A 12,457-nucleotide genomic window follows, 5' to 3' on the forward strand; every position below is an offset into this window, starting at 1 on the left:
GAATGGGAGTTTCCGGGCTTTTCCGTTGAAAGCTGCTTTGAACATTTGCTTGAGGCACAGAAAAGCATTGAAAGAGACGGACTGCTTGAGGGGAGCATTCACAGATTTTATATTGTTGCCAAGAAGAAGTAGTTAAAAATAGTTTCGAGGAGAAAGAAATCGGATGATTAAACCAAAACGTCTTTGTACAGGGGACACAGTTGCTATCGTGAGCCTTTCTTCGGGAATGCTAGGGGAAGCTTGAGCGATTCATAAACTGCATATAGCACAGGAATGTTGGGAGCGCGATTACGGTCTTAGGGTTCTGGTGATGCCAAACGCGCTCAAGGGTCTTGAATATGTCTATGAGCATCCGGAAGCCCGGGCTAAGGATTGGATGGATGCATTCCGCAATCCGGAAGTCAAAGCTATTTTTTCTGCCATAGGCGGAGATGATGCGATTCGCATGCTGCCCTATATTGACTATGATGTGATTCGGCAAAATCCGAAAATCTTTACTGGATTCTCCGATACGACATCCAACCATCTCATGATGTACAAGGCCGGTGTCATGTCCTATTATGGAGCCAGCGTTATGACGAATTTTTCGGAGTATGTCAGGATGAATGATTACACCGCTAACGCCATTTATAATACGCTGTTTGAACCAAAGCCTCAGTTGGACATCCCTTCGTCTCCATATTGGTATGACGATGAAGATGAGAAGATTTGGTGGAAGGAAGAGAATATGAGTATCCTTAAGCAATATCATCCGGAGGAGCTTGGCTATGAAATCCTTCAGGGAAGCGGAGTTGTGGAGGGAAGCCTGCTGGGCGGCTGTGTTGATGTGTTTCCGATGTTGGTGGGAACATCCATCTGGCCCGATTTGGGAGAATGGAGGAATAAAATTCTATTTCTGGAGACAAGTGAAGAGGATATGTCTCCTGAATTGCTGACATACATACTTCGTAATCTGGCGGCACAAGGTATCTTTGATGTTATCTCCGGCATTTTGGTGGGAAAACCGGCCAGACGGAGCAAATATGGATCATATAAAGATGTCTTTCGGAGAGTTGTGGGATTTGAGGCAGGGCGTCCGGAACTTCCGATTCTCTGTAATGTAAACTTCGGACATGCAGAGCCTATTGGCATACTTCCATATGGAGCGCTTTGCCGCCTTGATGCAGACCATAAGACTCTGACTCTGCTGGAATCCGCTACAGAATCGTGTTTGGATTCAATCAAGCAGAGGAGATAGCCCAGATCATTTTGGATAGAGCATAGAATCAAAAAAAAATGACAGACAGGACAGTCGCTGATTTCAAAGGAGTCAGCGGCTTGTTTTGTTGCATAGAGCAAAGAAGAACACATCGAGGAATTCCGAAATTCTTTTGACAGGCTGTTGACAACTATTACGTATAATGATATATTACAGATAAAGATACATCGCAATTCGTAGCAGAAAGGAGAAGCCATGGGAAGAGCAGCGAACAGCGGTGCTCTCACGGAATCCGTCTTTTATATCCTGTTGCGGCTTCATCAGCCGGCGCACGGCTACGCCATGATGAAAGACATTGCGGAAATGACGGACGGACGGGTAAACCTTGGGGCCGGTTCTCTCTACGGCGCATTGGACACCTTGCAAAAGAAGGGCTGGATCAGGGCAGTGGATGAGCATCCGCCGGACAGAAGGATTGAATACATCATCACAGGTACAGGAAAACAGTTTTTTGAAAAAGAGCTGATCCGACTGGAAGAAATGCTGCAAAATGCAGAAAAAATGAAGGAGGCAGGAAATGAAAACAAGTGTTAAAAAAACTTTTCTGGACATCCAAAAGGAAGAGGAATGGCTGAACGAACAGGGACAAAACGGTCAGATGCTCATCGGCTATCATGGCGGCGAATATGTATTTGAGGACATTTCTCCGCTAAAGTATCAGTATAAGATCGATCTGCCTTCTTACACAGGAAGTAAGAAGAAGGAATATCTTGATTTTCTGGAACAGACCGGGATCACGGTTGTGGCGGAGTACGGGGGCAGGGTGTATCTGAGGAAAAACACGGCTGACGGTCCGTTGGACATGTACAGCGAGAAGAAGGAGATCGAAAAGCAAATGAGCAAACGATATTCCCATTTCTTCGGTATCGCAATATCGCAGTTCGTACTGGGGATCCTTATGTTGGTTCAGACCTTGTATTACGTGAAGCCGGAGGGCGTTCCGTTTTGGATTGCCGTTGTTATTGACGCCGGTTTGATGATTTCGGGAATCATCTTCCTCATCATGGGAATCCAGAAACACAGAAAATACGCCATGCCGAAGGAAGAAAAAGATATTTGGGAATAACCTGGGGCTGATTTTGGAAATTTCAAAAACAAATGATATTGGTAAAAAGAGGAAGAACTACAGTTAAGGTGTAAATCACTCGCAGATATCATTTAAAACAGGCGGCCGGAATGGCTGCCTGTTTCTTGGCATTGATAAAAGTCTGCTGCTGACAGCTATTGTAAGCAGTGCGTTGCGAATTGTTGTTTGAAGAGCCTTGCGGTGGTATAGTGAATTTACAATTCGGTTGCCGAATCGCTTATCATGTCGGCAGAAAAGGAAAACGAAATCCGGACCTCGGATGAAGCGGATGATTGCCGGCATTGCAGCTGAGAATGGAGAAGCAAGATAAATGATAAACCGTAAGACGAGGCGAACTGGAATACTGCTTGGCGGTATATTGGCAGCCATTTTATTCGCTGTCGGTACAAAGAAAACGCAGAGCGTTGAAAAACACATCATAAAACCGTACGAAATACAGTGCATCCGAATTTCAGATGAGCCGGAGCATGTGATAAAAGAGCTTGATAATGAAGCCGAGATAAAGCAGTTGAGGGATATTCTGAATCGTGCCGTATATGATGAAGATATGAATGACGGACGAAATATCAAGATGACAGCGGAAGAGTACGCAATAAAGATCATATACCGTGATGACAGCAGAATATGTATCCAACTTTGGGATAGCTTGATGCGTATTGATCAGATTTGGTACCGCTTAGATCGCCGGGATAGAGAGCGGCTCGAAGAGATTTGGTGATGAAACGACGGACAAAAGGAGAAGAAAGCTGCGGTGAGTTGCGGAAGATGAGGTGCTTGAATTGAAAACGCTGGTTGTCTATTATTCCTATTCCGGCATCACAAGAAAATTGGCGGAAGATATTGCCTTACTGACAGACGGAGAATCAAGAGAGCTGAAGCCTAAAAAACCGTATTCGTACTCCTACAATACAGCTGTGAAAGAAGTCAGAGGAGAAATCGAGAGAGGATATTGTCCGCCGCTTGCAGAGGGGGCAGAGCCTGTTGGGGATGCAGAGTTGATTTTTATAGGTTCGCCGAACTGGCTTCATACCTTTGCACCGCCGGTATTGTCTTTCCTTCGGGCTGTTAATCTGAGCGGAAAGACAATCATACCGTTTTGTACCCATGGCGGAGGCGGCTTTGGGGATATGTTGGAGCGCTATCAAAAAGAATGCGGAGCTTCGGTGATCAGAGACGGGATTGCGTTAAAGGGCGATTATAACTTTGACGAACTGCAAACATGGATTGAACATAGCTTTACCCATCCGGTCTCAGGCTTGTCGCGATGATTCCGATGATAATCAGAATACCGCCTATGATTCCGATTGGTGTCATGGCTTCTTTCATGAAAATCCATCCGCAGATTGCAGCGGTGAGTGGATTCAGCCCGAACATGACACCGGCTGTCTGCGCGCTTATTTTTTTCTGAGCAACCGGTTGCAACGTGAAGCCGAGGCAGGTGCAGATCAGAGTGAGCATGAGCAGCATCATCCACTGCGTGCCGGTTTGCGGCAGATGCGGAGCCTCAAATATAAAAGCTGCGAGCAGGGCAGCAATGCCGATGAATCCGACATGAACGATTCCGATGCTGAAGGCGTCGTGCCTTCTCGTACAGCGATCATTGAGGATGATTGCGCTGGCAAAGGCGAACGCTGCAATGCAGCAGAGAAACTCACCGAGACCAAAGCTCTGGATTCCGCCGCTCAGGGTAATCATGCCGATGCCGATGCTTGTAATCGCACAACTTAGTATGACCTTAAGGGATGGAAATTTGCGGATCAGGACGGCCTCCAAAATGGGCACGATGACGATGGCCGAGTTTTCCAAAAATGCGCAGGTTGACGATGAGGTATACTGAAGACCGATCAGTTCGCATGTCATGCATGTGAAATACGCAGCGCCGAGAGCGAGGCTTGCCGACAGGATTTCCTTGTCTTTTTGGATCTCTGTGATCACCCGTTTGAAAAAGACGACGAAGAGAACGAGAAAGGCCAGCAAAAACCGTATGCCGAGCAAGGTCAAAGGCCCCATATCGACCAGTAAGGTTTTTGAGAACATGAAGGATACGCCTCTGGCGACGACCAGAGAAATCATCAATACCTGAGCGGCTCTGACAGCGTTTTTATCCATAAGAAACCTTCTTTCTTGTTTTCCTGTATCTTTCCTGTATTGTTCTCTTGACAGTGGTGTAATATCAGGTTGCTCCTGTTAAAAATGAGAGCCGTCGCATCCGTTTTGGATGCAACGACTCTCTTTTATATTCGGTAGCCCTTCTTATTTCTCACTCATGTAAGGATAAAGGACTGCCGACGAGGGGGAGAAGGCTTCTTTGACTGCGTGCGCGCTGAGCCAGCGGAGCATGTTCAGCGTGGTTCCCGCCTTATCGTTGGTACCGGAAGCTCTTGCGCCGCCGAAGGGCTGCTGTCCGACCACCGCGCCGGTGCACTTGTCATTGATGTAGAAGTTTCCGGAAGCGTTGCGAAGTGCTTTTTCCATCTTTGCAATCACCTGGCGATCCTGTGCGAAGACAGCGCCGGTCAGAGCGTAGGGAGAAGCGGTATCGCAGATGCGAAGGGTCTCATCAAACGCATCATCATCGTAGACGTAGATGGAGACGATGGGCCCGAAGATCTCCGTCACCATGGACTCATAGTGCGGGGATTTGCAGAGGATTACGGTCGGCTGAATGAACCAGCCCTTGCTGCCGTCATAGGTTCCGCCGGCAATGATTTCGCAATCCGGGGAAGCCTTTGCGCGGTCGATGAAGCCCTTGCAGGTTTCAAACGAAGCCTTGTCGATGACTGCGCCCATGAAGGTATCGAATTCCTGAACATCGCCAACCTTAATGGTAGCCACAAGTTCCTTAATCTTCTTCTCGGTAACCGGCCAAATGCTCTTCGGGATAAAGACGCGGGAGCAAGCCGAGCACTTCTGGCCCTGATACTCAAACGCACCGCGGACAATCGCTGCGCAAAGCGGATCGATATCAGCTGTGTTGTGCGCGAAGATAAAGTCCTTACCGCCGGTCTCACCTACCAGTCTCGGGTAGCAATGATAGTTTGCGATATTTTCGCCGACGCGCTTCCAGACACCCTGGAATACACCGGTGGAGCCGGTGAAGTGGAAGCCTGAAAGCCGCGGGTCGCTCAGAACATACTTGGAGACATCGGGGCCGGCGCTCGGAATGAAGTTGATGACACCTTTCGGAAGTCCGCACTCCATGAGCAACTTCATATAGTAGTAGTTGGAGAGAACTGCAGTGGTTGCAGGCTTCCAAAGCGCTACGTTACCGACAATCGCCGGGGCGCTCGGAAGGTTTCCGCCGATGGAGGTGAAGTTGAAGGGCGAAATCGCACAAACAAAGCCTTCCAGCGGACGATAGTCCTGGCGGTTCCAAATACCATTAACGCTCAGGGGTTGCTGTTTGAAAATCTCCTGCGCAGACCATACGCCGAAGCGAAGGAAATCCGCAAGTTCGGCAATGTCAATTTCCGCCTGGAACACAGTCTTTGACTGGCCGAGCATGGAAGATGCGTTGAGAACCTTGCGATAGGAGCCTGTGATGCGGTCCGCAGCTTTTAAGAAGATAGCCGAACGATGTTCCCAAGGAAGATTCTCCCACTCCTCTTTCGCAGCGAGTGCAGTTTCGATCGCAAGCTTCAGCTCCTTCTCACCTGCCATGCAGCATTCTGCAATGACATGGCTGTGATCGTGCGGCATGGTGACCTTGACGGTCTTTTCCGTGTAAATTTCCTCACCGTTGATGATTAGCGGGATCTTTACAACCTGAGAGGACTGACGTTCAAGCTCCTTCTTCAGTTCCTCGCGCTCCGCACTCCCCGGCATGTATCCGAGGAAGGGATCATTTGCGGGCTTTTCGATGGCAAAGTAAGCGTTTGGCATAACAGAACTCCTTTCATGTTGATAAGATGTGAGAATGAAAGAAACAACAATTTTATGTTGTCTCTGACACTAACACTATATCATAAATTTAGAGTTTGTAAATTTTAAAATGATATAAATTTATAAACTTTTCACAGTATTACTTCTATTAGATGCGGTACATTGGAAAAAATCTACATCATGGGAAAGGAGGAATACGGACGAATCGGAGTGGGAGGCAGCAGTTTTCTTGTTCGGGACGCGCCTGTAAGCGCGGAGAACAGTGGAGTATAAAAATGCATTATAAAATTACATAATACAATGCGGGCGAAAATGAAGCTATGATAAACAGGAGTAAAGTAGGATATTTGTACACAATATCAATTCGATATTCAACACAAATGAAAGCGGTGTTGATTTAATACACAGAAAAGCCAAAAATTCATAATGAAATAGCATATCATTTAAAGTTACCCACATTAATATTTGCTGATAATGAAAATATGACTATAAAATATTGATGTAATGAGTTTCTTGAATGCATTATTGACAAAGATGTGCCCCTTGCTATAATGAAAATAAGTCCAAACCAGAGCATAATGTTATATGATTCGCTTCAGCCTGATGCCGCATGGACACAAATTTAGGTCAAAAGGAGGAAATGTATGGAAGCTATTGGTAAATTCGTTGACTGGGCAAATGGTCCAATCTGGGGCGTCGGGATGCTTGTGCTGATTGTCGGCTCGGGACTCTACCTGAGTGTCGGTATGGGTTTCTTCCAGTTCAGGCATTTCAAGGATATGTGGAGTAGAATCATTGATAAACAAGATTCTGAGAGCGGTATCTCTTCTTTTGCATCTTTCTGTACGACCATGGCCATGCGTATCGGAACCGGAAATGTGGCCGGTGTTGCAGTTGCACTTTTTAAGGGAGGTCCCGGTGCACTGTTCTGGATGGTGCTCGCAGGTATGACGAACTCGGCGGTGTGTTTTGCAGAGTGTACAGAAGCGGTTATCTTCAAGACAAGAATTGACGGACAGTACCGTGGCGGCGGAACCTACTGTGCAGAGCGCGGACTTGGTTGGAAAGCTTATGGTGCGTTCATGGCAGCGGTTATCATGATTGGTACCGCGGCATTCATGCCGGCAGCGGCAACCTACACGATTTGCGACGGCTTCGAGAGCGCACTTCACATCCCGGTGATTATTTCTGCGGCAGTTATCGCATTGATTATGGCGGTCGTTGTAATCGGTGGCGTCAAGAGAATCAGTCAGGTTGCATCCGCCATCGTGCCGTTCATGACGGTCATTTACCTAGCTTGCACGGTTATCATCCTCGTGATGAACATCACTCGCATTCCCGCGGCAATTTCTTTGATTCTTAAGTGCGCGTTCAGCAAGCAGGCGCTGATGGGCGGCGGTCTCGGCATTGCGATTCAGCAGGGTGTTAAGCGCGGAACCTTCTCCAGCGCATCCGGTATGGGCGAGGCATCCCCGACCGCGGCGGCGGCAGAGACGAGCCATCCGGTTAAACAGGGTATGGCAAATGCAGCGGGTGTTTGGCTTGACACGGTTATCGTTTGTACGGCATCCGGCATCATGATGATTCTGACCGGTTGCTACAACACGCAGTTTGGCTATATCGGCGGCGAGAGATTCCCGGTGCTCCACGAGCAGCTGGCAGCCCTCGCAGCTGAAAATTACAGCGGTGTTAAGTTCGTGCAGATTGCGGTCTCGACAGTTATGGGATCCGCGGCCCCGCTCTTTATCGCAGTTATGTTGGCGCTGTTCTCCTTCACTTGCTTGATCAGCTATTACTATGAGGCTGAGACCGGCATGGTCTATCTCTTCCAGGGTGACGGCAAGGAAGGCATCCGCAAGACAGCAACTTGGATCCTCAGAATCGGTATGCCGATCCTTATCTTCATCTGGGGAAATATTGAGAACGGCCTCGCGTGGAATATTTCCGACTTAGCGCTCGGCTTTACCACTTGGGTCAATATGCTTGTGGTTCTGCTCCTGTCTCCGAAGTGCTTTGCGGCATACAGAGACTATGAGGCGCAGATGAAGGCGAAGAAGGACCCGTTCTGGGATCCGCGTAAGTTTGACTGGAAGGGCATCGATAAAGAGATGTGGATGAACATCAATAAGAAATATATCGAAGAAGAAAAATAATGCGTCTTTGATTGCGGTATAACGGCTGATGGAAATAAAGAGAGAAGTGCCGCCGGATTCCAGCGGCACTTCTGCTCTAATCGGATGTTTATGTTTATTATGGAAGAAAGAGCGTCGGAACAAACGTTGCGACTTGGACAAATTTTAAGGTGATGACGCCGGAGGCAGACGGAATTAAAAAATAGCAGTATCAAATTTACAAATAATTTACTTTTGTCAGATTGAATTTTCACGCATCATAAGGTAAGGTGAAAGCAAAGACCGGTACGGTTCGGTTTCTGCTTGGATGCAATTGCAATGAAGCTTTGAGAATCAGGCGTTGTTCTATCGCGTGTGCGACACGACGAAAATAATCGAAAAAATAGGTGCGTATCGGTGCGCTCAGCACGCCTTGTTCGTTTGAATAAGACAGAAAGTCTGCGAAAGCAAGAAAAAGCATGACTGCGGTCAGAGAGGGAGGCGTAAGGGCTTGGCCGATCCAATTATCTTTAACATTCAGAAATTCTCCGTGCGCGACGGTGACGGTATACGGACAACGATCTTTTTCAAGGGTTGTCCGCTGCGTTGCCTTTGGTGCCATAATCCTGAGAGTCAGCTTTATAAAAAAGAGCTGGTGTTTCGCCGTGAAAAGTGCACGCTTTGCGGACGCTGTGTTGCTGCCTGTCCGAAACACTGCAATGTGCCAGACAGTGCGGGACACGAATTGCGCTTCGATCGTACGGACTGTGATGTCTGCGGAAACTGTGAGGATGTCTGTCTCGGCTCCGCACGTGAGCTCTGCGGGAAGAAGTACAGCATAGACGAGTTGGTGAAAAAGGCTGCGCGGGACAAGCTCTTCTATGAGCAGTCCGGCGGTGGTGTGACACTTTCGGGCGGTGAGGTGATGGTTCAGGACATGGACTATATTGAGGAACTCTGCAGACGCTTGCACGAGCAGGGAATCCGAATCTTTATCGACACCAGCGGTCACTGTCCCTACGAGAATTTTAAGCGAATCTTACCCTACACGGATATCTTCCTTTATGACATCAAGGCGATGGATCCGGAGGTGCACAAAAAGTTCATCGGTGTAGACAATGCACTGATACTTGAGAATCTAAAGCGTCTCAGCGACGACGGCGCGGGTATCTATATCCGCATTCCGGTCGTGGGAGGCGTCAATGCAAACGATGTTTTTTTTGATTCGCTGATTGATTTTCTGAAACAGAATCACATACATGTGAGGGAAATCAGCCTTCTGCCCTACCATGATTTTGGGAAGGGCAAATACGCAAACCTGGGACGCGTCTACGAGGAAGACCTCATGTGGGCACCGACTCCGGAGGAAATGGGTCACTATAAAGCGCTGCTTGAGGAAGCAGGCTATGAACGAGTTGTAATAGGAGGATAAGGCAATGGGAGAGAAGGTAATTGATCTGTCGTTCAACATCACCACCCCCAAGGAGCTTGCGAGGGATAAGGATCGCGGGTGCACGCCTCGGCTGAAGAGACTGAGAAAGATCAGCCATGAGACACAGCCGCACCTTGACCTCGAGAGAGCGCTGATTGAGACGGAAGTCTACAAGCAGTATGAGGGTAGGGTTTCGACCCCGGTGTTGCGCGCTCTGGTGTTGAAGGAGTACTTCAGCAAGAAAGAGCTCTACTTCGGCGAAGATGAGCTGCTTGTCGGAGAGAAGGGACCGACCCCGCAGTCGTCCCCGACCTTCCCGGAGATTATCTGCCACTCGCTCGAAGACATGAGAATCATGAATGATCGTGAGCTCGTGAACTTTACGGTCACCGAAGAGCAGATCCGCCAGCAGGAGGAAATTGTCATTCCGTACTGGAAGGGCAGAGCGACGAGAGACCGTATCATGGAAGCGATGAACGACGAGTGGAGAACCTACTACGGCGCAGGCATGTTTACGGAGTTCATGGAGCAGAGAGGCCCGGGGCATACGGCGGGCGGCAAGAACTTCTATATCTATGGCTACGGCGATTACAAGAAGAAAATCGCAAAGACCATGGAAGAGCTGGATTTCTTCAACGATCCGGAGGCGTATGACAAGCTTCAGGAGCTGAAGGCTATGGACATCTGCTGCGATGCGGTGATTACCCTCGGCAAGAGATATCACGAGCTCGCGCTGGAGAAGGCGGTCGCATGCACGGATCCGGTCAGAAAGAAAGAGCTGCTCCAAATCGCAGAGAACTGCGCGGTGGTTCCGGAACACAAGCCGGAGACCTACTGGCAGGCATTGCAGATGTACTGGTTTACGCACCTCGGCGTCACGCTTGAGCTAAACCCGTGGGATGCATTTACGCCGGGACGTCTGGATCAGCACCTGAACCCCTTCTATGAGAAGGATACCGCAGCAGGAAGGTTGGATGATACCCTTGCGCTTGAGCTTCTCGAATGCCTCTGGGTGAAGCTCTTCAATTCCCCGGCGCCGGTTAAGGTCGGTGTTACCCTGAAGGAGTCCGGAACCTACGTTGACTTCTCCAACATCAACACCGGCGGTGTGAAGGAGGACGGCGAGGACGGCGTGAACCGTGTCAGCTACCTCATTCTCAACTGCATGGAGGACATGCGTCAGAACCAGCCGAACTCGAACGTACAGATCTCCAAGAAGACTCCGGATGAGTTCCTGAAGCGGGCTTGCGAGATTGCGCGCCAGGGCTGGGGCCAGCCGGCATTCTATAACACAGATGAGATGATTGAGGAACTCGTAAACAAGGGCAAGTCATTGATTGACGCAAGAAACTCCGGCTGCTCCGGCTGCACGGAGACCGGTGCTTGGGGCACGGAGGACTATATCCTCACGGGTTATGTCAATATCCCGAAGTGCCTGGAGCTCGCGCTGCACAACGGTTACGATCCCATGTCCAAGCAGCAGATAGGCCCGAAGACCGGCGCTGTGGAAGATATGAAGTCCTATGAGGACGTGTGGCAGGCATTCAAGGCACAGCTTGAGCACTGTATTGATGTCAAGATGCGCGGCAACCAGATTATCGAGCGTATTTTCGCAGAGATGATGCCGGCACCCTTCCTGTCGATTTGCACGGATGATTGCATCTCGAAGGGCAAGGACTACAACGCAGGCGGTGCGAGATACAGCACGCGTTACATGCAGGGCGTCGGTATCAGCGATGTCACGGACGCACTGGTATCCATCAAGTACAATGTTTTCGATAAGAAGCGCTTCAGCCTCACGGAGCTCGTGAAGGCTATGGGCGATAACTTCGAGGGCCACCCGGAGATTTACAACTACGTCTGTAACAAGACGCCGAAGTACGGCAACGATGACGAGTACGCGGATGAGGTGATGATTGAGGCCTTCAACGAGTACAAGGACTACATCAGCGGAAGACCGACGGTCAACGGCGGAACCTATTATGTCGATATGCTTCCGACCACCTGCCACGTCTACTTCGGTGATGTAATGATTGCGGACGCCGGCGGACGCCGCGCGCACATGCCGCTGGCAGACGGTATTTCCCCGACCAAGGGCGGCGATACCAACGGACCGACCTCTGTCGTTACCTCCTGCGCGAAGATGGATCAGCGCCACACCGGCGGCTGCCTCCTGAACCAGAAGTTCACCCCGGCCGCTCTCGCAGGCCAGAAGGGCATTGACAACCTGGCGGCATTGATTCGTTCCTACTTCGAGATGTGGGGTCACCACCTGCAGTTCAACGTCATCAGCCGCGAGACCCTGATCGACGCACAGAAGAATCCGGAGGAGTACAAGGACCTCATTGTCCGTGTTGCGGGCTACAGTGACTACTTCAACAACCTGGATCCGAAGCTCCAGAACGAGATTATTGAAAGAACCGAGCAGGAATTCGCATAATTGAAAGTAAGCCCCCTTTCGAGTAGACAAGAGATATTATCTTGTTTGCCCCGGAAGGGGGGATTTTTTGGCAATAGCGCTGAAATCGGAAGAAGGATGAAATTATAAATTCGGTTTATAGTGGTGAGAATGGCGACAATAAATTGCAATGTGCATATCGATTTGGTTCGAGGCAGAAAGCGGAGACTTCGCTTGAAAATACGGCTTACTATGGCGGTTGCGATTGCAATGTTTCTGAAATCCACAG

At 49.3% G+C, this 12,457-nt stretch carries 11 protein-coding genes; 8 read left to right on the top strand and 3 right to left on the bottom strand.

Translation table 11 applies throughout. The features are described 5' to 3' along the window. Positions 1 to 262: 262 nt before the first annotated feature. The 5 genes from HMPREF9623_RS07575 (at position 263) to HMPREF9623_RS11240 (ending at position 3,613) form a co-directional block, all read left to right on the top strand. Entirely contained in the window at positions 263 to 1,237 is a 975-nt protein-coding gene (locus HMPREF9623_RS07575; protein WP_306697380.1) for a S66 family peptidase, read from the top strand. Positions 1,238 to 1,453: 216 nt separating this feature from the next. Further along, positions 1,454 to 1,792 (top strand): PadR family transcriptional regulator, encoded by a 339-nt coding sequence (locus HMPREF9623_RS07580; RefSeq protein ID WP_009533311.1) that lies wholly within the window; start codon positions 1,454 to 1,456, stop codon positions 1,790 to 1,792. Beyond that, the gene (locus HMPREF9623_RS07585) at positions 1,776 to 2,324 is read left to right on the top strand and encodes a DUF2812 domain-containing protein (RefSeq protein ID WP_009533312.1); all 549 of its coding nucleotides are present in this window, start codon (positions 1,776 to 1,778) and stop codon (positions 2,322 to 2,324) included. The genes HMPREF9623_RS07580 and HMPREF9623_RS07585 overlap by 17 nt, the downstream gene beginning before the upstream one ends. A gap of 331 nt (positions 2,325 to 2,655) precedes the next feature. Then, positions 2,656 to 3,063: a hypothetical protein gene (locus HMPREF9623_RS07590; RefSeq protein ID WP_009533313.1), complete on the top strand. Its 408-nt coding sequence runs from the start codon at positions 2,656 to 2,658 to the stop codon at positions 3,061 to 3,063. Positions 3,064 to 3,115: 52 nt separating this feature from the next. Beyond that, positions 3,116 to 3,613: a flavodoxin gene (locus HMPREF9623_RS11240; protein ID WP_330362074.1), complete on the top strand. Its 498-nt coding sequence runs from the start codon at positions 3,116 to 3,118 to the stop codon at positions 3,611 to 3,613. Here the strand turns inward: HMPREF9623_RS11240 and HMPREF9623_RS07595 are convergent. Then, complete coding sequence (locus HMPREF9623_RS07595; RefSeq protein ID WP_009533315.1) at positions 3,582 to 4,454, bottom strand: DMT family transporter; 873 nt, start codon at positions 4,452 to 4,454, stop codon at positions 3,582 to 3,584. The genes HMPREF9623_RS11240 and HMPREF9623_RS07595 overlap by 32 nt on opposite strands. Before the next feature lie 144 nt (positions 4,455 to 4,598). Then, the gene (pruA, locus tag HMPREF9623_RS07600; RefSeq protein ID WP_009533316.1) at positions 4,599 to 6,227 is read right to left on the bottom strand and encodes an L-glutamate gamma-semialdehyde dehydrogenase; all 1,629 of its coding nucleotides are present in this window, start codon (positions 6,225 to 6,227) and stop codon (positions 4,599 to 4,601) included. A gap of 644 nt (positions 6,228 to 6,871) precedes the next feature. Between pruA and HMPREF9623_RS07605 the strand changes: the two genes are divergently transcribed. Next, on the top strand, positions 6,872 to 8,380 hold the full coding sequence (locus HMPREF9623_RS07605; RefSeq protein ID WP_009533317.1) for an alanine/glycine:cation symporter family protein: 1,509 nt from the start codon (positions 6,872 to 6,874) through the stop codon (positions 8,378 to 8,380). 229 nt (positions 8,381 to 8,609) lie between these two features. On the opposite strand, the gene HMPREF9623_RS11665 is transcribed toward HMPREF9623_RS07605, so the two are convergent. Beyond that, positions 8,610 to 8,960: a hypothetical protein gene (locus tag HMPREF9623_RS11665; RefSeq protein ID WP_195891219.1), complete on the bottom strand. Its 351-nt coding sequence runs from the start codon at positions 8,958 to 8,960 to the stop codon at positions 8,610 to 8,612. On the opposite strand from HMPREF9623_RS11665, the gene HMPREF9623_RS07610 reads away from it, so the two are divergent. Then, on the top strand, positions 8,889 to 9,770 hold the full coding sequence (locus tag HMPREF9623_RS07610; RefSeq protein WP_242822169.1) for a glycyl-radical enzyme activating protein: 882 nt from the start codon (positions 8,889 to 8,891) through the stop codon (positions 9,768 to 9,770). The two genes, HMPREF9623_RS11665 and HMPREF9623_RS07610, sit on opposite strands and share 72 nt — an antisense overlap. Positions 9,771 to 9,774: 4 nt before the next feature. After that, entirely contained in the window at positions 9,775 to 12,210 is a 2,436-nt protein-coding gene (hypD, locus tag HMPREF9623_RS07615; protein ID WP_009533319.1) for a trans-4-hydroxy-L-proline dehydratase, read from the top strand. Positions 12,211 to 12,457 lie beyond the last annotated feature (247 nt).

Origin of the sequence: Stomatobaculum longum (assembly GCA_000242235.1) — a bacterium.
GTDB lineage: Bacteria > Bacillota > Clostridia > Lachnospirales > Lachnospiraceae > Moryella > Moryella longum.